A 20,351-nucleotide genomic window follows, 5' to 3' on the forward strand; every position below is an offset into this window, starting at 1 on the left:
GAGGCCCTACTCGCCCGCTGCGACCTGCTTGGCGTTTCCGGAAGAGAATCGCTGGACGTCGTCCTTCTCGACCAGCAGGGCGCGATGGTAGGAGCGGATGACGTCGTTGGGATCACCCTGTTCGCGGATGCGACCCTCTTCGATCCAGATCGCGCGCGTGCACAGGCGACGGACCTCGGCCATCGAATGGGACACGAAGAGCAGCGTCCCCGTCTTGCGGAAATTGTCGATCCAGTCGAGGCACTTGCGCTGGAACGCGGCGTCGCCGACCGACAGCGCTTCGTCGACGACCAGGATCTCGGCCTCGACATGCGCACAGATCGAAAAGGCGAGACGCGTGCGCATGCCCATCGAATAGTGCTTCACCGGCTGGTCCATGTACTCGCCGATGCCGGCGAACTCGGCGATCGACTGGAACTTGCGGAGGACCTCGCTGCGCTTCAGGCCGAGCACGGCGCCGCCGATCAGGACGTTCTCGCGACCCGACAGTTCCATGTCGAAGGTCGAGCCCAGTGCCAGCACCGGTGCGATGCGGCCCGTGACGCGAAGCTCTCCATGGCTCGGCAAAGTCATGCCGCAAACCACCTGAAGCAGGGTGGACTTGCCGCAGCCATTGCGACCGAGGATGCCGATGCTCTCGCCCTTCCTCACCTCGAGGCTGATGTCGCGCAGCACCCAGAACGGCTTGAAGTACGCCTTCCACCAGCCGAACAGGACCTGCTTCAACCAGTCGTTGCGGTGAGCATAGAGCTGGAAAGCCTTGCCGAGGTTCTTCGCCTCGACGACGATCTCAGAGGACGTCGACGATGACATTCCGATACCTGTCAAAGAACCAGTAGCCGAAATAGAAGCTGAACAGCGAAATAAACAATGTCCAGCCGTACAGGATCATGTTGGGCAATCTGCCCCCCAGCACCAAGTCGCGCAGAATTTCAACAAAGCAAACCAGCGCATTGCCATACATCCAAAAATCGTAGGGCGCCGGCACCATCGACGGCAGATAGAAGATCGGCGTCGCAAACATGAAAAGAGGCACGATCGTGATCATCAGATAGCCGGCATCGCGCGTGAATGCTCCGAGAGCCGCCAAGAACCATGACATGCCGATCAAGAACGCGATGAACGGGATGAAAATGAACGGCAGCAACAGCACCGTCACGGGCAGCTCGCCGATCACCGCCAATTGGAACAGCAGCATCACCGCCAGGGAGATCAGCGTATAGGCCGTGGCGCGCAGCGTCGAGATCACCGCCAGCATGTCGCTGGGAAAGATCGTCTGCTTGATGAAATGGGTGTACTCGTGCAGCAGCATCGGTGCACGAAACGCCATCTCTGAGAAGAAATTGAAGATGATGAGGCCGCCGAAGATGAACAGGGCGTAACCCGCCTGGCTCTTGGCAAGATTTTCGGGCAGCGGCAGAGTCAGGGCCGTGCTGAACACCAAGGAATAGACGGCGATCATCAACAGGGGCGCAATGATCGCCCAGATCCATCCGGCGATCGATCCCTTGAAGCGTTCGCGCACTTCACGCCGCAGGATGGCAGCGATCAGGTCGCGATGCTGCAGCATGCGCACGAACGGCTTCACGATGAAGCTGATGACGCGCTCGATCGGACCGAGATGCTCGACCACGATCTGCTTGCCGTTGACGACTTTCACCGACGGCATGAGCCGTTCTTCTCCTTCTTGGGTCCAGTGGTGAGCCCGGTGGGGTACGATCCCACGACCCTCTGATTAAAAGTCAGATGCTCTACCGCTGAGCTACGGGCTCTTTCCGGTTCCGCGCCGCGGGCTTCTCCACCGCGCGGCGCCGATATAAAGTGCGAAGGGCCGATGGTCAACGCGACCCCTGCCGCCCTCACGCCTTTGCGAACTTGGCCTTCAGGCGCTCGAATACCTTCTTGGACACGAACTGCGACGTGTCGCCCCCCAGCCGGGCGATGTCCTTCACCAGGGACGAGGCGATGAACTGGTGCCGGTCGGAGGCCATCAGGAAGATGGTTTCGATCGCAGGCTCCATACGGGCATTCATGTTGGCCATCTGAATTTCGTACTCGAAGTCCGAGACGGCCCGCAGCCCGCGGATGATGACCGAAGCGTTCACATCGCGCGCAAAATGGATCAACAAGCCCTCGAACGGCACCACCGTGATGCGATCGCGGTCCGCCTGTGGGAAATCCGCGATGTCCTCGTTGATGATTTCGATCCGCTCCTCGAGCGAGAAAAGCGGCCCCTTGCCCACATTGATGTGCGGGCCGATGACCAGCCTGTCTACGAGGCGCAGCGAGCGACGCACGACTTCCATGTGCCCGCTCGTGATGGGATCGAACGTGCCCGGATAAACCCCGGTGCGTTCTGCGGCCATGTCTCCCCCTTGTACGCAGACTGCGACGGCGAAGTCTTAGCGACACGACCGGTCCTTATCCACCGTTTGTTTCGGAACTGGAGTCCTGCTCTGTTCCCGTATTCGGATCCGCCGGGACGTCGCCGCTTCCGCCGTTGCCGGCATCGTCGTCGCCGATCCGAACGGCGGTCACGACCCGCTCGCCCTCGCTCACGTTGACGATGCGCACACCGCGAGTCGCACGCCCCGCGATCCGGATTCCATCCACAGGGCAGCGGATGAGCGTGCCGGCGTCTGTCACCAGCATGATCTCATCGGTGTCGAGCACCGGCACTGCCGCGACGATCTCGCCGCCTTTGGCCAGGCTCATCAGTTCCACGCCCTTGCCGCCGCGACCGGTCACCCGATACTCGTAGGCCGAGGTCCGCTTCCCGAAGCCGGACGAGGCGACTGTGAGCACGAACTCTTCCTTCGCGCGCAGTTCGGCGAATCGTTCGGGCGACAGGATATGCGCGGTCGAAGCCGCCTCCTCGCCGACAGCGGCGTCCTCTTCCGTCGTCTCCACCAGAGGCTCGCCCGACTCCGTGGCGTTCTCCGCCTGTCGCAGGGCCCGCGACTGACGCAGATAGGCGTCCCTGTCTTCGGTCGGGATTCCCTTGCCGCCGTCGACCAGGGACATCGAGATCACCTCGTCGCCCTCGGCCAGTGCGATGCCGCGAACGCCGGTCGAATTGCGGCTGGCGAAGACGCGGACCGTCGAGACCGGGAACCGCATGGCGCGGCCCTGGCGGGTCGCCAGCAGCACGTCCTGCTCCTCGGTGCAGACACCGACGCCGATCAGGCGATCGCCGGCATCCTCGCCGTCGAACTTCATGGCAATCTTGCCGCCCTGGTTGACGCTGGTGAAGTCGCTGAGCTCGTTGCGGCGCACGCCGCCGCGCGCCGTCGCGAACATGACGTTCAGCTTGGCCCAGCTCGATTCGTCCTCCGGCATCGGCATGACGGCGCTGATGGTCTCGCCCTCGCTGAGCGGCAGCAGGTTCACGAACGCCTTGCCGCGCGCCTGCGGGGCCCCGAGCGGCAGCCGCCAGACCTTGAGCTTGTAGACGATGCCGCGGCTGGAGAAGAACAGCACCGGCGTATGCGTATTGGCCACGAACAGGCTCGACACGAAATCGTCCTCGCGCGTCGCCATGCCGGAGCGGCCCTTGCCGCCGCGCCGCTGCGCCCGGTAGGCCGACACCGGCACGCGCTTGACGTAACCGCCATGGGTCACCGTCACGACCATGTCCTCGCGCTGGATCAGGTCCTCGACGTCCTGCTCGAACTCGTTGTCGACGATCTGGGTCCGCCGCGGCGTGGCGTAGTTCTCCTTGATCTCGCGCAGCTCCTCGCCCATCAGCGCGAACAGCTTGCCGCGATCGCCCAGCAGCTCGAGATAGCCCTCGATCAGCTTCGCGACCTCGGTCAACTCCTCGGCGATCTTGTCGCGCTCCAGGCCGGTGAGGCGCTGCAGGCGCAGTTCGAGGATCGCGCGGGCCTGCGCCTCGGAGAGCCGGTAGGTTCCCTCGGCCGAGACTTCCCGCCCAGGCTCGGCGATCAGGTCGATCAGCGGCTTCACGTCCGCGGCCGGCCAGTCCTTGGCCATCAGCCGCTCGCGCGCCACGTTCGGGTCGGGCGAACTGCGGATCATCGCAATCACCTCGTCGATATTGGCGACGGCGATCGCGAGACCGACCAGCACATGGGCGCGGTCGCGCGCGTGGTTGAGCTCGAAGCGGGTGCGCCGGGTGATCACCTCGGCCCGGAACCGGATGAAGGCCTCGAGCAGCTCCTTGAGGCTCATCAGCTTGGGGCGGCCACCGTCGAGCGCCAGGGCGTTGACGCTGAAGCTCGTCTGCAACGGCGTGAAGCGATAGAGCTGGTTCAGCACGACGTCGGCCATGGCGTCGCGCTTCAGGTCGATGACCAGCCGCACACCGTCCCTGTCGCTCTCGTCGCGGATCTCGGAGATGCCTTCGACCTTCTTGTCGCGCACCACCTCGGCGATGCGCTCGTGCAACCGGGCTTTGTTCTCCTGGTACGGGATCTCGGTGACGACGATCGACTCGCGGCCGCCGGACTTCTGCTCGATGGCGGTCTTGGCGCGCATCATCATCGAGCCACGGCCGAGCTCGAACGCGGCGCGGATGCCGTTGCGGCCGAGGATGAGGCCGCCGGTCGGGAAATCCGGGCCCGGCACATATTCCATGAGCTGCGGCACCGTTAGCTCCGGATTGGCGATCAGCGCCAGACAGGCATCGATCAGCTCGCCGAGATTGTGCGGCGGGATGTTGGTCGCCATGCCGACCGCGATTCCACCGGCGCCGTTGGCCAGCAGGTTCGGATAGGCCGCCGGCAACACCGTCGGCTCGCTCTCGCGCTCGTCGTAGTTCGGCTGGAACTCGACCGTGTCCTTGTTGATGTCATCGAGGAGCGTCTCGGCGACCGTCGCGAGACGCGCTTCGGTATAACGCATGGCCGCCGGCGGATCGCCATCCATCGAGCCGAAGTTGCCCTGCCCCGAGATCAGCGGCAGCCGCATCGAGAAGTCCTGCGCCATGCGGACCATGGCGTCGTAGATCGCGCTGTCGCCGTGCGGGTGATATTTGCCCATCACGTCGCCGACGATGCGGGCAGACTTGCGGAAGGGCCGCGTCGAGTCGTAGCCCCCCTCCTTCATCGCGTAGAGAATGCGGCGCTGCACCGGCTTCAGCCCGTCACGCGCGTCGGGGAGCGCCCGCGACACGATCACGCTCATGGCGTAATCGAGATACGAGCGGCGCATCTCCTCTTCGATGGTGATCGGCGCGATATCGTGCGGGGAAGACGGGGGCGGAGGCGCGTCGGAGGGCGGCGGCGCCGGCGGCAGGGTCGTATCGTCGCTCACGGAGACCTGAGATTTTTCTCGTTCTTGCAGCCCGTCCGGAGACTCCGGCAGGGGTATTCCGCAACCTACCAAACAAGCCCCGGAAGACCAACAAAAATCGCCCAGCGGACCGCCCTTTAATGCTTTGATTTTATTGACTAAATTCGCACCGAAAATACCTCGCGGAAAGGCAGCGAATTGCCCCCAGAAAATACCCCTTCCCGGCCCTCCGTCGTCGTCTTCGACATGGGCGGCGTGCTGATCGACTACGATCCGCGGCATCTCTACCGGAAGCTGATCCCGCTCGAAGCGGAGATGGAGGATTTCCTGGCCAATGTGACCACCCGCGAATGGCACATGCGGCAGGACTATGATGGCGATCCCGCCACCGCCACGCGCGAACTGCAGGCCCGTCACCCCGGCAAGGAGGCGTTGATTTCGGCTTATTACGACCGTTTCGACGAAATGCTCGACCACGCCTTCCCGGCCATGGCGGCCCTGGTCGAGCGGCTGGGCGACGCCGGCGTGCCGCTCTATCTGCTGTCCAACGCGCCGGGCTTCCTCGACGCGTGGCTGCGCGGACCGGCGCCGGCGAAGCACCCCTTCGTCGGCCGCTTCCGCGACTTCATCGTCTCCGGGAACGTCGGCTGCTGGAAACCCGACGCCGCCATTTACCGGCTTGCCTGCCAGACCGGCGGCTTCAGTCCACAGGACGCGGTGTTCATCGACGACGTGATGGCGAACGTCGAGGGAGCGCGGGCCACCGGCATGGGCGGCATCCATCACCGCTCAGCGGAAGAGACGGTGGCCGAACTGCGGGCCCTCGGCTTTCCCGCGTGAAGGTCCCCCCGGCTCTGGCGGGCCTGCCTCAGCCGCTCTACTTCTTCGACGGCCAATGCGTGCTGTGCAGCCGCTTCGTCGCCTTCTGCCTGAAGCGGGATCCGGCCGGGCGCCTCAAATTCGCCAGCGCGCAGTCGGCCCTCGGCAAGCGAGTTCTCGCCGCCCTCGACCTGCCCGGGGACACGCTGGACCGGACGATCCTGCTGCTCGAGGACGACAGGGTCTACACGCGCTCAACGGCCGCGCTGCGGGCCTTGCGCCATCTCTCCGGTCCGGCGCGCGCGCTCTATCCGCTGATCCTGCTCCCGAAGATCCTGCGCGACCCGATCTACGACATCGTCGCCCGCAACCGGATCCGCTGGTTCGGCCGCCTCGACTCCTGCCTCGTGCCGTCGCCACAGACGCGGGACCGTTTCATCGACCTGTGAGGAAACCGCGATAGCGCACCAGCCGGCCGATCCAGGGCAGGCCGATCTCGACATCGAAGCGGAATCGCCCCTCCTCATCCTCGGTCTCGGCAGCGTTGATGAGGGGCCATAAGACACGCGGCAGCGGCACTTTGCCGAAGCGCATCCCCGCGATCACGAGTTCGAGCCGGCCGTCCCTCACCGGCACCGCGAGATCGAAGGCGAAAGGCCCGAACCGCTCGACGATCCAGCCGCCGGGCCGACGCAGCCCGATATATTGCTCGGAACGCATGGTGCGGCCGCCGACCCGCCGTATCCAGGTCTCGCGACCGCCACGCACGACGAAGTCGACTTCGATCGGGGCATCCGCCGTCGCGGGCGGCAACGCGAACAGTCGCGCCACGAGTCGCCCGGCGAGGTTGGCCGGGCCCTCGACCGAGCACCGGCCGCTCCAGTTGCCGCCCGTTCCACCATGAAGCCTTTGCCCCGCCTCGGACATGGCGCCGTAGGCGCGGCCCAGGACGCGGCGATAGAGCGACGGTCGGAAAGAGGCCCCGTCCTCGCCCCAACCGCAGGCGATGCGTAGGGACGCCCTCACCCACTCGGTCTCGATCTCGGTCAGCGACAGGAGGCCGATGCAGGGCATGGCGCCGCGCCGGGTCACCTCCCCTCGCGCCAGCTTGCGAACCAGCGCGGCGGCAGGCGTGGCGGGAATGAAGGGACCATCGCCGGCCTCGGCCACGAGCGACCAGGTGCGCGGACCACCCGCCGCCTCGAAATCGATGCGCAGCCCACCCTTGTCGGTGCCGAAGGCGCGCAACCGGTCGGCGATCCACGCGAGCGGCGTCGCCGCCGGGCTGAGCGAGCGAAGCACCCCTAGGCGGACGGGCACGGCCAGCAGCCAAAGTCCGAGATGCAGGACCGAGAGTTCCAGCCCCGCGCCGGCATAGGTCTCCGCGACGCCGAAACGCTGCCGAAACAGGGCGGGCTCCGGCAGGTCGCAGGACGCTGCCCAGCGGCGGCCCAGTCCAGGCACGGCGATGCGGCGAAGGCTGCCCCAGACGTGCCTGCCCGGCTGATCCGGAATGGGCTTGCCCGCACCCGACAGGATGGCCTCGATCAGCGCCCGGCCGCGCGGCGCGTCATTGCCCGGCACGATGGCGAACGACACGCGGTCGACCGCCATCCCCTCCTGCAATACGTGCTCGAGGACGGCGCCGGTGAGCGCGGGCGCCGTGCTTGCCCCCGAGCAAACGAACACCCCGGCAGCCCGGGCCGCGGCATCGAGCCGGTCGATGCCGCAGACAAAGGCGCGGTCGTCGGAAAGATCGAGATAGTGCACGCCGTGGCGGATGCAGGCTTCCGCGACTGCATAGTCCTGGCCCTGGAAGGGCCCCGCCACGTGGACCACGACGTCGAATCGCTTCGAGGCGAGAAGTCGATCGAGGTCGGACCGCCAATCGAGCACCAGGCCGGCGATGCCCAGTTCGGCCGCCAGAGCCTCGACCTTCGCACGATCGCGCGCGCCGATCGTGAGATCGACGAGAGGATCGTTCGCCAGCAGGCGGCACAACCGGCCGCCAAAGACGCCCGTCCCACCCAGGACGAGCGTCCGCACGGCCTAGAACGGAATGTCGTCGTCGAGCTCGGCCTTGCCGCGCGGTGCCGCGCGACCGCCCCCGCCACCACCACCGCCGCTGGACATCCCGCCACCGCCGGACATGCCGCCGCCGCCGAAATCGTCGTCCATGCCGCCGCCTCCACCGCCCTCACCGCCGCCGCTGCGGCCGTCGAGCATGGTGAGAGAGCCACCGAAACGCGGAATGACCACTTCGGTCGTGTAACGTTCCTGGCCGCTCTGGTCGGTCCACTTGCGGGTGGTGAGCTGGCCTTCGAGATAGATCTTGGCGCCCTTCTTCAGGAACTTCTGGGCCACTTCGGCGAGCTTGTCGTTGAAGATCACGACACGGTGCCACTCGGTGCGTTCCTTGCGCTCGCCGCTGTTGCGATCGCGCCAGGTCTCCGACGTCGCCACCGACATGTTCACCAGCGAACGGCCGTCCTGCATGGACTTCACTTCGGGGTCGCGGCCGAGATTGCCGACCAGAATGACTTTGTTGACGCTGCCCGCCATGGGGGCCTCCTTGGGCTTTCCCGGTGCCACGGGACGCGGCACCTACCTCACGGCGGCAACCTAGCCCCGGCCGCCTGTGGGCAGCCACCAATTTTGGGTTGTGACGTGAGCTTCCCTCATGTGGGCCCTCCGACAATTCATTGGTTGTCGCGGCAAACTCTCCCGTATCTTCGCCGGCCATGAGCAAATCCTTCCACGTTCCCCAGGTTTCGACCGGCCAGGCCTACGCCATGCTGAGCGGCGCGGCCCTGATGATGACCCTCGCCATGGGCATCCGTCAGAATCTCGGCCTCTTCCAGGCGCCGGCGTCCAGGGAACTCGGGATCGCGATCTCGGACTTCGCGCTGGCGATCTCGGTGCAGCAGGTCGCGTGGGGCGTGAGCCAGCCGGTTGCCGGCTTTTTCGCCGACAAATACGGGACGCGCTGGGTCGCGATGATCGGCAGCGCCCTCTACATCCTGGGGATCTGGCTGACCGCCACGGCCCAGGGAGTCCTGCCCATCATCATGGGCGCCGGCGTCCTGATCGGCATGGCGCTGGCCTGCACGACGTCCGGTATCACCGCCAACATCGCCGCCCGCGTCGTCGAGCCGGGCCGGCGGACATTGGCTTTCGGCATCGTCTCGGCCGCGGGATCCGTGGGCACCATGGTGACGGCGCCGATCGCGGCCTACCTTCTCAATACCGACGGCTGGCGCGCGGCGGTCTGGGCCTTCGTGATCCTGGCGCTGGCCATGCTGCCCGCCGCCTGGATCGGCAGCCGCGCCGACAAGCTCCCCAACACGCTGTCGACCGACCGCAACCTCACCCTGGTCGGCGCCCTCGACGAGGCGCGGCGCCACACCGGCTACGTCGTGATGGCGCTCGCCTTCTTCGTCTGCGGGCTGCAGCTCGTCTTCATCACCACCCACCTGCCGACCTATCTCGCGCAGTGCGGCATGGATCCGTCCTACAGCGCCGTGGCGCTGATGCTGATCGGCGGCTTCAACATCCTGAGTTCGTGGCTGTTCGGTTGGCTGGGTGACAAATACCCCAAGCGCCTGCTGCTGGGCGCGATCTACCTGCTGCGCTCGCTGGCGGTGGCGCTGTTCTTCCTGTTCCCGCCGACGCCGCTCTCCGTCGTGCTTTTCGGCGCCGCCATGGGCACGCTCTGGCTGGGAGTCATTCCCCTCGTCAACGGGCTGGTGGTGCAGATCTTCGGCCTGCGCTTCCTGTCGACCCTGACCGGCATCGCCTTCCTCAGCCACCAGGCGGGGTCCTTCCTCGGCGCCTGGGGCGGCGGCTATCTTTTCGATCTGCTGGGCTCCTACGACCTCGCCTGGAAGATCGGCGTCCTGATCGGGCTGATCGCGGGGACCGCGCAGCTTCTGATGAACGACCGTCCGACCGCCCGGGTGCTGGCAGCGCAAGCATCGCCAGCGTGACGCAGGGCACTGGCGGAGCTGTGGGCTAATCGCCATATGCGCTGATCCCGCGCTTACCTTATGGTTCCGGTCCTGATGGCCAAGTCCCGCTTACAAGCTGCCGAGCCGCATCGCTTCATCTCCGTCCGGGGGGCGCGCGAGCACAATCTCAAGAACGTCGACGTCGACCTGCCGCGCGACAGGCTGGTGGTGATCACCGGCCTCTCCGGCTCGGGCAAGTCGTCGCTCGCCTTCGACACGATCTATGCCGAGGGCCAGCGCCGCTACGTCGAGAGCCTCTCGGCCTATGCCCGCCAGTTCCTCGAGCTGATGCAGAAGCCGGACGTCGATTCGATCGAGGGCCTCTCGCCCGCGATCTCGATCGAGCAGAAGACGACCTCGCGCAATCCGCGCTCGACGGTCGGCACCGTCACCGAGATCTACGATTATCTTCGCCTGCTGTTCGCGCGCGTTGGCGTGCCCTACTCGCCCGCGACCGGACTGCCGATCGAGAGCCAGACCGTCTCGCAGATGGTCGACCGCATCAAGACGATGCCGGAGGGCACGCGCCTTTATCTGATGGCGCCGATCGTGCGCGGCCGGAAGGGCGAGTATCGCAAGGAACTGCAGGACCTGCAGCGCAAGGGCTTCCAGAGGGTCAAGATCGACGGCAAGCTCTACGAGATCGCCGAGGCGCCGACACTCGACAAGAAGTTCAAGCACGACATCGACGTGGTCGTGGACCGCATCGTCGTTAAGCCCGACCTCGGCAACCGCCTCGCCGATTCGCTCGAAACGGCGCTTACCCTCGCCGAGGGCTTGGCCATCGCCGAGAACGCCGACAATGGCGAGCGCACGGTCTTCTCCGCCCGCTTCGCCTGTCCGGTCTCGGGCTTCACCATCGAGGAGATCGAGCCGCGCCTCTTCTCCTTCAACGCGCCGCAGGGCGCCTGCCCGGCCTGCGATGGCCTGGGCGTGAAGATGTTCTTCGATCCCGAGATGGTGGTGCCGGACGACCGGCTCTCGCTCTCCGAGGGCGCCGTGGCGCCATGGGCCGATTCGTCCGGCCAGTATTACATGCAGACTCTCGAGAGCATCGCCAAGCACTTCAAGGTGAAGACCTCGGTGCCTTGGCGCGACCTGCCGAAGAAGGTGCGCGACACGATCCTCTACGGCAGCGGCAGCGAGTCGGTCGCCATGCGCTACGACGACGGCATCCGCCAGTATCAGACGACCAAGCCGTTCGAGGGCGTGATCCCCAATCTCGATCGCCGTTGGCGCGAGACCGATTCCTCCTGGGTGCGCGAGGAGCTGGAGCGCTTCCAGCACGAGAGCAAGTGCGAGGTCTGCAACGGCGCGCGCCTCAAGCCCGAGGCGCTCGCGGTCAAGATCGCCGGCCTCAACATCAGCCAGACCACCGAGTTCTCGATCGGCGAGGCGGTGAAGTGGTTCCTGGCGCTCGATCCCAAGCTCACGTTCAAGCAGCGCGAGATCGCCGCCCGCATCCTGAAGGAGATCAACGAGCGGCTGGGCTTCCTCGACAATGTCGGCCTGTCCTACCTGACGTTGAACCGCACCTCCGGCACCCTGTCCGGCGGCGAGAGCCAACGCATTCGCCTCGCCTCCCAGATCGGCTCCGGCCTGACCGGCGTGCTCTACGTGCTCGACGAGCCGTCGATCGGCCTGCACCAGCGCGACAACGACCGGCTGCTGAAGACGCTCACGCGCCTGCGCGACCTCGGCAACACCGTGCTGGTGGTCGAACATGACGAGGATGCGATCCGCTCGGCCGACTATCTGGTCGACATGGGTCCCGGCGCCGGCGCGCTCGGCGGCACCGTCGTCGCCCAGGGCACGCCCGAGGAGGTGATGCGCAACAGCGCGAGCCTCACCGGCCAGTATCTCTCCGGCTTCCGCCAGGTCCCGATTCCCAAGGTGCGGCGCGAGCCGCCGCCGAAGAACGGCCGATGGCTTACGTTGAAGGGCGCCAAGGAGAACAATCTCCAGAACGTGACGGCCAGCATCCCGCTCGGCACCTTCACCTGCGTGACCGGCGTGTCGGGCAGCGGCAAGAGCACGCTGATCGTCGAGACGCTCTACAAGGCTTTGGCCAAGCAGCTGAACAAGGCACGCGAGCATGCCGGCGCCCACGCCGCACTCGAGGGCGTGAACCATCTCGACAAGATCGTCGACATCGACCAGTCGCCGATCGGGCGCACGCCACGCTCGAATCCTGCCACCTATACCGGCGCCTTCTCGCCGATCCGCGACTGGTTCTCGCAACTGCCGGAATCGACCGAGCGCGGCTACAAGCCCGGACGGTTCTCCTTCAACGTCAAGGGCGGACGCTGCGAGGCCTGCCAGGGCGACGGCGTCATCAAGATCGAGATGCACTTCCTGCCCGATGTCTATGTCGAGTGCGACGTCTGCAAGGGCAAGCGCTACAACCGCGAGACGCTCGAGATCGTGTTCCGCGGCAAGTCGATCGCCGACGTGCTCGACATGACCGTCGACGAGGGTTGCGAGTTCTTCAAGGCGGTGCCGGTCATCCGCGACAAGCTGCTGACCTTACAGCAGGTCGGGCTGGGCTACATCCATATCGGCCAGCAGGCGACGACCCTGTCGGGCGGCGAGGCCCAGAGGGTCAAGCTCGCCAAGGAACTGTCGCGGCGCGCCACCGGTCGCACGCTCTACATCCTCGACGAGCCGACCACGGGTCTGCACTTCGAGGACGTGCGCAAGCTGCTGGAAGTGCTGCATCGCCTGGTCGAGACCGGCAACACGGTGCTGGTGATCGAGCACAATCTCGAAGTCATCAAGACCGCCGACTGGGTGCTCGACATGGGCCCCGACGGTGGATCGGGCGGCGGCCGCCTGGTCGCCGAGGGCCCGCCCGAAGCGATCGTGAAGGTGGCGGAGAGCTATACCGGGCAGTATCTCGCCCGCCTGCTGCCGCGCAGCTCGACGGCGAAGAAGCGGGCTTAGGAGCTAGATGCGGGCATCCCAGGTGATCGTGAACTCGACCTTCACATCCGTGAGTTCCGGGATGTCTTTCAGTGTGGTTACCTTGAAGCGATAGAGGCCCGGGGGCAGTCCAGTGCCGCCGGCGTGGCGCGAGATTTCCAGGTATCCCCATGAGCCGGCTGCCTGCGTATCGATCGTCCGATCGTAAAACGGCGCATTCCCTTCATTGGCGACCGTCACCCGTATCGGAATGGCAATGCCGGGATTGGTGTACTTCCCGTCGGGCCGCCGGGAGCCATCTCCAGCGACTTCCCGCAGCGACCGCATGCCTGAGATGCTTGCTGCCCGGAACGTCAGCTCGAATTGATAGTGCCGAGTGTCGGGGATCTTCACGAGGACGTCGAGTTCCGTCGCAGCACGGCTGGCATCGAGAGGAAACGAAACGGGCGGTGCCGCCGCCCCGAGCTGCTTGACGATCGAGCCTGTTACCGCACCCACCGCCGAGTTCGCGCTGTAGTCGCCTCGTGTTCGCGGCGCTAGGCGTACATAGATCCGCATGTATCCGGGCGGATCGGTACCCCGTTCGAGGCTTGCCCTCACCTGGTAGTCATGCCGTGGAATATGGGCGGGCTCCATCACGCCGTTGGGTGGTCTCGGCCAATCGACGGTCAGTCCGGCTGCCATGAGAATTCTCTCGGCTTCGTCGAATGAGGTTCCGACAGGAATGTAGTGCCTGACGATCCTACTGATATCGATCGAGTAGCCCGCATAAGGCGGCGCGAAGTACTTGTAGACCCATGGCTTCCGGGTCTCCGGCAGCGACGCGTAGTACTGGTCGATCTTCGCCCGCAGCGCCTTGCCCCGGGCGTCGGCGTCCTTGAGATCCGAAGTATCCTTGGGCAACGGCGGCAGCCGCGGCACGGTCGGATCGATCGCGTCCCAGGCGGGAATGACCCCGTCGCCTACGATCCACAGCGGGAAGAAGAACACCGGGGGGATGGCCGAGCCCGCGATCGCGAACAGGGTCCCGACCAGGATCGAAAGGGTGAGCAGGAGCCCCGCCATGCTTCCTGTCTTGCGCTCGGATACTTCCGGCTTGCTCATCGCGGCTCCTGACGACCGCTACGGTCGGCCATCGGAAACCTTCTTTCAGAAGTCAAGCAAGATCGCTCTTTCAACCACCACCACGACCCATGATCCGAAGGGTGCGACATTGAATTCATTTATTTCGTTTATTTCGGTTGTTTCGTTTACTCGCCAGGACTTCGGGTTTTAGACGGCCTGCTGGAAGGTCGAGATCGCGGTGACTCGGGCGGCGCTGCCGCTGTCGGCTTCCCAGCCGGCGACGGTCACCTGGCCCGTCGCGGGACACATCTCGACCGACAGACGCGTGCAGGCGTTGAGGACCGGGGCCGTCACCCAATCGAAGTCATTGGCATCGCGCCCTGACCAGGCGGCGAGCGTGCTGCGGCGGCGGATGTTGTTCTCGACCGGCTCGCCGGCGCCGCAGGCGCGGGGTCGCCACGTCGGATGGGGTTCGCGCCAGTCGTTGGCGAAGACCGTGTCGTCGCGATAGGTCCGGACGCTGGTTTCTTCCCGTTCGATCACGATCCGCTCGCCCGACCGCGTGCCGACCAACAGGAACAGGACGGGTCGTGCGACCGGCGCGGTTTCGAGCCGATGGCGCGCTTCGTCGAAGGTCGTGCAGGTCTCGAAGACATGACGCAGAAGATGCTCTGGCGGCAGGCGCCCGCTGCTGCGAAGGCCGGCGAGCGCGTTCAGCACATAGTCGAGCCACAGCAACATCGGTGTCCGCCAACGGCGGCGCATCGGCGCCTGGTTGATCGAGGCGGCGAAGCGCCCCGGGGCCATCGCGGAGAGTACGCCGACGAAGCCCGGCCAGGTGACGTTCAGGAATTCGCCGGCCGATCCGCGCTGGCGCCTCACCTCGACGAGGCGGCCGAGACCGGGAAAGGGCCAGTCGAGCGTGCGGCGGAGACGCGGCCCCTGCGCGGTGTCGTCGGCCAGCGCGTGCAGCCGAAGAGATAGGCGCCGTGCAGGAGCCAGATGCCCGGCTTCCTGAGGGTGCGGGCGACGACGTCGATCTCGGCCGCATAGGGCGTCCCTGCCCGCCTCATCCAGGCCCGCACGATCGGATCGGCGAGCCTGGCCAGCACTCCTCCGAACGGGAGCCAACCGAGGCAGGCGTCGCGAACGGCCAAGGCTTCGGCCTCCCGCCGGCGCACATGACCGGAGGCCGCGCCATCCGCCACATCGATCAGTTTCACCGACTTCATAAGTGAGTGATTACTCACTCATACTATTTCCGTCAAGCCGAAGTCAGCGACGTTCCCAGTCGATATGTCCCAAATCGTACGCGAACTGGCGCTCGACCACGATTGCCGTAGCGTCGGAGGCGTCGCCCTTCCGGTCCGTCACGCGCTGCTGCGCCACATCCTTCGGCACGTCGAGCCAGATGCCCTGGAACGCCACACCGACCCTTTGTGCCAACGCCGCGACCGCCGCCCGTTCGTCGGGCCGGGCGAAGACGGCATCGAGCACGACGCTGTGCCCGGCGCGCAGCACCCGCTCGGCCCGCCCAAGACACGCGGCGTAAATTCGGGCGGACGCCTCCGGCGAGTAGCTGCCCGCCGGCATACGCTCTTCCAATGGGATGCCGGCCTGCCGCTTGCGCTCGACATCGGTCCGCACCACGACGGCGCCCGGGGTGCGGCCGATCTCCGGGGCGAGCTTCAGCGCCAGCGTGGTCTTGCCGCTGCCCGACAGGCCGCCGACCGCGACCAGGCGCGGCGGCGCGGGCTGCAGGAAGGCGAGCGCCGCCTTCTGGTAGGCGCGTGCCGGCGCATTGTCGGCGCCACTGACGGCCGTGACCGCTGAATCGACATAGGCCCGGATCGCCGCCCGCCGTGCGAGGAACATCGGCAGCAGCGCCAGCGCCTCCTCGTGCGAGGCGCCCTCGACCTCGCCGACCCGCCACAGCCATTCGTTCAGCAGGCGGTTGGCCAACGCGCCCAGCCCCTGCCGCGCCAGATCCATCAGCGCGAAGGCGAGGTCGTAGAGCACGTCGATGTTGGCGATCTTGTCGGAGAATTCGATGGCATCGAACGGCACCGGCTGGCCGTTCAGCGTCACGATGTTGCGCAGGTGCAGGTCGCCATGGCAGCGCCGGATCGCGCCGGCCGCGACGCGGCGCGCCACGATATCCACGAAGGGTTCGAGCGACCGCGGCATCGCCTCGGCCAACGCCTCGCTGGTCGGCGGATCGAGACGGTCCCCCGCCTCGCGCATCTGGCGCACATCGGCCGCCACCGAATGACGATAATCGTCGGGCGAGCAGAAGCCCGACGTGATGGCGGGCAGCCCATCATGGAACTGCGCCACGCGCGCGCCGAGCGCGGCCATGAGGTCCGGCGTCAGCGCGCCTCGCGCCGCCATGCGGTCGAGCAGCCCCTCCTCGTCGAAGCGCCGCATCACCACCAGCCAGTCGACCGCGTGCTCGGAGGCCTCGCCGACCTCGCCCAGCGCCAGCCTGCCGTCGAGGCGCTTCACTGGCGCAATGCCGAGATAGATTTCCGGGGCGGAGCGCCGGTTCACGTCGATCTCGGCGGCGCACATCGCTGCCCGACGTCCCTCGGTCGAGAAGTCCATGTAGGGGAACTTCACGGCCCGCTTCAGCTTGTAGGCGCGCTCGCGGCACAGGAAGACGACGGCGCCGTGCGTCTCGATCCGTCGTTCCGGCTTCAGCTCGGCCTCGAGGAAGGCAACGGTCTCGGACTGGTCCTCGACAATGAAAGACGGACGCGTGGTCATGGGGCGGGCGACGGATCGACGTGCAGGATGATCTCGGCCCCGGGAAACGCCCTCGCAATCTCGGCCTGGACCTCGAGGCCGATTGCGTGACCCAGCACGACCGAGAGGTCGCGATCGACCTCGATATGGAGCTGGATGAACCGGGTGAGACCGCTCGACCGGGTCTTCAGGTCGTGCGCGTCCTTCACGCCGGGATGCGACCGCGCGATCGCCTCGATCTTCCGTCCGTCCTCCGGCGGCAGTTCGTGGTCCATCAGCACGTTCAGCGCTTCACGGCCCACCGACCAGGCGCCATGCATGAGGTAGAGCGCCACCAGGGCCGCGACTCCGCTGTCGATCAGCGGCTGATCCAGCAGGCCCGACAGGAAGACGCCCGCGCCGGTGACCAGCGTCGCCACCAGATCGGTATTGTAGTGCGCCATGTCGGCGCTGATGGCGAGTGAACCGCTGCGCCGAACCACGTACTTCTGGAACGTGACGAGGCACAGGGTCAGCCCGATTGCCAGCGCGCTGACGCCGAGACCGATCGCCTCTTCGCGGACCTGCCTGGGATCGCCCAGGCGCTCGACGATCGCGACCAGGAGCGCACATCCCGACGCGGCAATGAACCCGGCCTGGATGAGCCCGGCCAGTCCCTCGGCCTTGCCATGACCGAACCGATGATTGTCGTCGGCCGGCACGAGCGACTGGCGCACCGCGAAGAAGGTCACCATCGAGCTGACGAGATCGAGCGAGGTATCGACCAGCGACGACAGCATGCTCACCGAATCGGTGAGCCGCCAGGCCGCGAACTTGGCGACAATCAGGATGAGCGCCGTCGACATCGAAGCGACGGTCGCCAGTCGCATCAGCCGTTGGGGCCCCATCGCCGTCACGCCCTCAGGGATAGAGCGTTCGCGTGGTCCACGGCTCCGCCGCAGAGCCGCGGCGATATTCCAGCCGGTCGTGCAGGCGGAAGGCGCCGTCCTGCCAGAATTCGATCAGGGTCGGCTGCAGGCGGAAACCGGACCAGTGCGGGGGACGCGGCACCGTCCCGATCACGTGACGCGCGCCATATTCCGCCACCCGCTTCTCCAGCGCGAACCGGCTCTCCAGCGGCCGAGACTGCTCCGAGGCCCAGGCGCCGATCTGGCTTCCCCGTGCCCGGCTCGCGAAATAGGCATCGGCCTCCGCAGCCGTCGTCTGGGTGACCGGCCCCTCGAGGCGAATCTGGCGCCGCAGCGACTTCCAGTGGAAAAGCAGGGCCGCCTTGGGATGGGCCAGAAGGTGGTTGCCTTTCCGGCTTTCATAGTTTGTGTAAAACACGAAACCGTCGGAGTCATAGTCCTTCAAAAGGACCATACGTACGGCCGGCGTGCCGTCCGGTCCGACCGTGGCCAGGGCCATGGCGGAGGGGTCGTTGGGCTCGGAAGTGGCCGCTTCGCCATACCAGGCGGCGAAAAGCTCAAGCGGATCGGTCGTTTCCCTGATCATGACCACAATATGAGGGGGCCGGCCGCGTTCCACCACCGGCATCTTGTCCCAATACCGTTCCCCAGCTAGAACGAGGCATGACCGTAGCTGCACAACTGATGGCCGGTAAAAAAGGCCTCGTAATGGGCGTCGCCAACGAACGCTCGATCGCTTGGGGGATTGCCAAGGCCTGCCACGACCAGGGGGCCGAGGTGGCCTTCACTTTCCAGGGCGAAGCCCTGGAGAAGCGTGTGCGGCCACTGGCCAACTCGATCGGCGCCAAGATCATCGAGCCGTGCGACGTGACCAACCCCGCCAGCATCGACGCCGTCTTTGCCAAGCTGGAAAAGGAATGGGGCAAGCTGGACTTCGTGGTCCACGCCATCGCCTTTTCCAACAAGGACGAGCTGCGCGGCCGCTACCTCGACACGACGTCCGACAATTTCAATCTCACGATGAACGTGAGCGTCTACTCCTTCACCGCCGTGTCGCAGCGCGCGGTGCCGCTGATGAAGGATGGCGGCAGCCTGCTCACCCTCACCTACTACGGTGCCGAGCGGGTGATCCCGCACTACAACGTCATGGGCGTGGCCAAGGCCGCCCTCGAGGCGAGCGTGCGCTACCTGGCGGCCGATCTCGGCGAGCAGAAGATCCGTGTGAACGCGATCTCGGCCGGCCCGATCAAGACGCTGGCCTTCGCCGGCATCAACGACGGCCGCTACATCCTGAAGTGGAACGAGCTCAACTCCCCGCTGAAGCGCAACGTCACGACCGAGGAAGTCGGCAATGCCGGCCTCTATCTCCTGTCCGATCTCGGCACCGGTGTGACCGGTGAAGTGATGCACGTCGATGCCGGCTACCACGTCGTCGGCATGATCAACACCTCGTCCGCGAAGCAGATCGCCGAATTGCTCGGCAACTTCGAAGGCGAGTAGCACAGGAGGCCGGCGGCCATGGCCGGCAGCAGTTTCGGTACCCTCTTCCGGTTCACCAGCTGGGGCGAAAGCCACGGCCCTGCGATCGGCTGCGTGGTCGACGGCGCGCCGTCGCGCATCCCCCTCAGCGAGGCTGACATCCAGGTGTGGATGGACAAGCGCCGCCCGGGCCAGTCGCGCTTCGTCACCCAGCGCCAGGAGCCCGACACGGTGAAGATCCTGTCGGGCGTGTTCGAGGGCGTCACCACCGGCACGCCGATCGGGCTGCATATCGACAATGTCGACCAACGCAGCCGCGACTACGGCGAGATCAAGGACCAGTTCCGCCCGTCCCACGCCGACTACACCTATCAAATGAAGTACGGCGTGCGCGACTATCGCGGCGGCGGCCGCCAGTCGGCGCGCGAGACCGCCGTCCGCGTCGCCGCAGGCGCCATCGCGCGCAAGATACTGGGTGATGGCGTCACCATCCGCGGCGCCGTGGTCCAGATCGGCACGCAGAAGATCGACCGTGCCAACTGGGATTGGGACGCGACCGGCGACAATCCCTTCTGGTGTCCCGACCGTCAGGCGGCGCAGAACTGGGAGGGCTATCTCGACGACGTGCGCAAGCGCGGCAGTTCGTGCGGCGCGGTCATCGAGGTCGTGGCCTCGGGCGTGCCCGTCGGTCTCGGCGACCCGGTCTACGACAAGCTCGACGCCGACCTCGCCAAGGCGCTGATGAGCATCAATGCCGTGAAGGGCGTGGAGATCGGCGACGGTTTCGCGTCGGCGGCGATGAGCGGCGAGGAGAATGCCGACGAGATGCGCATGCGCGACGGCAAGCCGTCGTTCCTCAGCAACCATGCCGGCGGCATCCTGGGCGGCATCTCGACCGGCCAGGACATCGTCTGCCGTCTGGCGGTCAAGCCGACCAGCTCGATCCTGACTCCGGTCCGCAGCGTCGACCGCAACGGCCGCGAGATCGAGTTGCGCACCAAGGGCCGCCACGATCCCTGCGTCGGCATCCGCGGCACGCCGGTCGCCGAAGCGATGATGGCCTGCGTCCTCGCGGATCATCTGCTGCGCCATCGCGCGCAGGCCGGCTAGCGCACCGCGGTGGCCGCCCGGCAAGCCCTGGAAGCGCGCTACG

The 20,351-nt window shown here is 66.2% G+C and carries 18 protein-coding genes and 1 tRNA gene; 6 read left to right on the plus strand and 13 right to left on the minus strand.

Features of this window, described 5'->3' with window-relative positions:
- Positions 1 to 6: 6 nt before the first annotated feature.
- The 5 genes from ACO07I_RS05590 to gyrA all read right to left on the minus strand — a co-directional run bounded on the left by ACO07I_RS05590 (position 7) and on the right by gyrA (position 5,274).
- On the minus strand, positions 7 to 813 hold the full coding sequence (locus ACO07I_RS05590) for an ABC transporter ATP-binding protein (protein ID WP_422015150.1): 807 nt from the start codon (positions 811 to 813) through the stop codon (positions 7 to 9).
- Positions 791 to 1,669 (minus strand): ABC transporter permease, encoded by an 879-nt coding sequence (locus ACO07I_RS05595; RefSeq protein ID WP_422015152.1) that lies wholly within the window; start codon positions 1,667 to 1,669, stop codon positions 791 to 793. Before ACO07I_RS05595 ends, ACO07I_RS05590 begins: the two co-directional genes overlap by 23 nt.
- Positions 1,670 to 1,697: 28 nt before the next feature.
- Positions 1,698 to 1,772, minus strand: a tRNA-Lys gene (locus ACO07I_RS05600).
- 87 nt (positions 1,773 to 1,859) lie between these two features.
- Positions 1,860 to 2,366 (minus strand): pantetheine-phosphate adenylyltransferase, encoded by a 507-nt coding sequence (gene coaD / locus ACO07I_RS05605; protein WP_422015154.1) that lies wholly within the window; start codon positions 2,364 to 2,366, stop codon positions 1,860 to 1,862.
- Between the two features lie 55 nt (positions 2,367 to 2,421).
- Positions 2,422 to 5,274 (minus strand): DNA gyrase subunit A, encoded by a 2,853-nt coding sequence (gyrA, locus tag ACO07I_RS05610; protein ID WP_422015156.1) that lies wholly within the window; start codon positions 5,272 to 5,274, stop codon positions 2,422 to 2,424.
- 177 nt (positions 5,275 to 5,451) lie between these two features.
- On the opposite strand from gyrA, the gene ACO07I_RS05615 reads away from it, so the two are divergent.
- Both ACO07I_RS05615 and ACO07I_RS05620 read left to right on the plus strand, forming a co-directional pair.
- Positions 5,452 to 6,093 (plus strand): HAD family hydrolase, encoded by a 642-nt coding sequence (locus ACO07I_RS05615; RefSeq protein ID WP_422015158.1) that lies wholly within the window; start codon positions 5,452 to 5,454, stop codon positions 6,091 to 6,093.
- Positions 6,090 to 6,521, plus strand: a complete 432-nt coding sequence (locus ACO07I_RS05620; RefSeq protein WP_422015160.1) for a thiol-disulfide oxidoreductase DCC family protein — start codon at positions 6,090 to 6,092, stop codon at positions 6,519 to 6,521. The genes ACO07I_RS05615 and ACO07I_RS05620 overlap by 4 nt, the downstream gene beginning before the upstream one ends.
- On the opposite strand, the gene ACO07I_RS05625 is transcribed toward ACO07I_RS05620, so the two are convergent.
- Positions 6,508 to 8,118, minus strand: a complete 1,611-nt coding sequence (locus ACO07I_RS05625; RefSeq protein ID WP_422015162.1) for a DUF4166 domain-containing protein — start codon at positions 8,116 to 8,118, stop codon at positions 6,508 to 6,510. The genes ACO07I_RS05620 and ACO07I_RS05625 overlap by 14 nt on opposite strands.
- 3 nt (positions 8,119 to 8,121) lie before the next feature.
- The gene (ssb, locus tag ACO07I_RS05630; RefSeq protein ID WP_422015164.1) at positions 8,122 to 8,634 is read right to left on the minus strand and encodes a single-stranded DNA-binding protein; all 513 of its coding nucleotides are present in this window, start codon (positions 8,632 to 8,634) and stop codon (positions 8,122 to 8,124) included.
- 179 nt (positions 8,635 to 8,813) lie between these two features.
- Here ssb and ACO07I_RS05635 point away from each other — a divergent pair, with 179 nt between their 5' ends.
- Together ACO07I_RS05635 and uvrA are read left to right on the plus strand one after the other, a co-directional pair.
- On the plus strand, positions 8,814 to 10,058 hold the full coding sequence (locus ACO07I_RS05635) for an MFS transporter (protein WP_422015166.1): 1,245 nt from the start codon (positions 8,814 to 8,816) through the stop codon (positions 10,056 to 10,058).
- A gap of 75 nt (positions 10,059 to 10,133) precedes the next feature.
- A complete protein-coding gene (gene uvrA / locus ACO07I_RS05640) occupies positions 10,134 to 13,022 on the plus strand; it encodes an excinuclease ABC subunit UvrA (protein WP_422015168.1) in 2,889 nt (962 codons plus the stop codon).
- 3 nt (positions 13,023 to 13,025) lie between these two features.
- Here the strand turns inward: uvrA and ACO07I_RS05645 are convergent, their stop codons facing one another.
- The 6 genes from ACO07I_RS05645 to pdxH form a co-directional block, all read right to left on the minus strand.
- Positions 13,026 to 14,105 carry a DUF5625 family protein gene (locus ACO07I_RS05645; RefSeq protein ID WP_422015170.1) on the minus strand — a complete coding sequence of 360 codons (1,080 nt, stop codon included), beginning with the start codon at positions 14,103 to 14,105 and terminating at the stop codon, positions 13,026 to 13,028.
- 168 nt (positions 14,106 to 14,273) lie between these two features.
- Complete coding sequence (locus ACO07I_RS05650; protein WP_422015172.1) at positions 14,274 to 14,948, minus strand: hypothetical protein; 675 nt, start codon at positions 14,946 to 14,948, stop codon at positions 14,274 to 14,276.
- Positions 14,945 to 15,289: a hypothetical protein gene (locus ACO07I_RS05655; protein ID WP_422015174.1), complete on the minus strand. Its 345-nt coding sequence runs from the start codon at positions 15,287 to 15,289 to the stop codon at positions 14,945 to 14,947. Before ACO07I_RS05655 ends, ACO07I_RS05650 begins: the two co-directional genes overlap by 4 nt.
- Positions 15,290 to 15,341: 52 nt before the next feature.
- Complete coding sequence (locus ACO07I_RS05660) at positions 15,342 to 16,832, minus strand: AAA family ATPase (RefSeq protein ID WP_422015176.1); 1,491 nt, start codon at positions 16,830 to 16,832, stop codon at positions 15,342 to 15,344.
- Complete coding sequence (locus tag ACO07I_RS05665; RefSeq protein ID WP_422015178.1) at positions 16,829 to 17,698, minus strand: cation diffusion facilitator family transporter; 870 nt, start codon at positions 17,696 to 17,698, stop codon at positions 16,829 to 16,831. Before ACO07I_RS05665 ends, ACO07I_RS05660 begins: the two co-directional genes overlap by 4 nt.
- Positions 17,699 to 17,711: 13 nt before the next feature.
- The gene (gene pdxH / locus ACO07I_RS05670; RefSeq protein WP_422015180.1) at positions 17,712 to 18,305 is read right to left on the minus strand and encodes a pyridoxamine 5'-phosphate oxidase; all 594 of its coding nucleotides are present in this window, start codon (positions 18,303 to 18,305) and stop codon (positions 17,712 to 17,714) included.
- A 77-nt stretch (positions 18,306 to 18,382) separates the two neighbouring features.
- Here pdxH and fabI point away from each other — a divergent pair, with 77 nt between their 5' ends.
- On the plus strand, positions 18,383 to 19,219 hold the full coding sequence (gene fabI, locus ACO07I_RS05675) for an enoyl-ACP reductase FabI (protein WP_422015182.1): 837 nt from the start codon (positions 18,383 to 18,385) through the stop codon (positions 19,217 to 19,219).
- An 18-nt stretch (positions 19,220 to 19,237) separates the two neighbouring features.
- Entirely contained in the window at positions 19,238 to 20,308 is a 1,071-nt protein-coding gene (gene aroC / locus ACO07I_RS05680) for a chorismate synthase (RefSeq protein ID WP_422015184.1), read from the plus strand.
- Positions 20,309 to 20,351: the final 43 nt, after the last annotated feature.

This window comes from Reyranella sp. (assembly GCF_965227665.1).
Taxonomy (GTDB): domain Bacteria; phylum Pseudomonadota; class Alphaproteobacteria; order Reyranellales; family Reyranellaceae; genus Reyranella.

Bases quoted from the DNA above. Each gene is read 5' to 3' on its own strand.
- ACO07I_RS05590 (WP_422015150.1), bottom strand. From the start codon at position 813: ATGTCATCGTCGACGTCCTCTGAGATCGTCGTCGAGGCGAAGAACCTC.
- ACO07I_RS05595 (WP_422015152.1), bottom strand. From the start codon at position 1,669: ATGCCGTCGGTGAAAGTCGTCAACGGCAAGCAGATCGTGGTCGAGCAT.
- coaD (WP_422015154.1), bottom strand. From the start codon at position 2,366: ATGGCCGCAGAACGCACCGGGGTTTATCCGGGCACGTTCGATCCCATC.
- ssb (WP_422015164.1), bottom strand. From the start codon at position 8,634: ATGGCGGGCAGCGTCAACAAAGTCATTCTGGTCGGCAATCTCGGCCGC.
- ACO07I_RS05635 (WP_422015166.1), top strand. From the start codon at position 8,814: ATGAGCAAATCCTTCCACGTTCCCCAGGTTTCGACCGGCCAGGCCTAC.
- uvrA (WP_422015168.1), top strand. From the start codon at position 10,134: ATGGCCAAGTCCCGCTTACAAGCTGCCGAGCCGCATCGCTTCATCTCC.
- ACO07I_RS05645 (WP_422015170.1), bottom strand. From the start codon at position 14,105: ATGAGCAAGCCGGAAGTATCCGAGCGCAAGACAGGAAGCATGGCGGGG.
- ACO07I_RS05660 (WP_422015176.1), bottom strand. From the start codon at position 16,832: ATGACCACGCGTCCGTCTTTCATTGTCGAGGACCAGTCCGAGACCGTT.
- ACO07I_RS05665 (WP_422015178.1), bottom strand. From the start codon at position 17,698: ATGGGGCCCCAACGGCTGATGCGACTGGCGACCGTCGCTTCGATGTCG.
- pdxH (WP_422015180.1), bottom strand. From the start codon at position 18,305: ATGATCAGGGAAACGACCGATCCGCTTGAGCTTTTCGCCGCCTGGTAT.
- fabI (WP_422015182.1), top strand. From the start codon at position 18,383: ATGACCGTAGCTGCACAACTGATGGCCGGTAAAAAAGGCCTCGTAATG.
- aroC (WP_422015184.1), top strand. From the start codon at position 19,238: ATGGCCGGCAGCAGTTTCGGTACCCTCTTCCGGTTCACCAGCTGGGGC.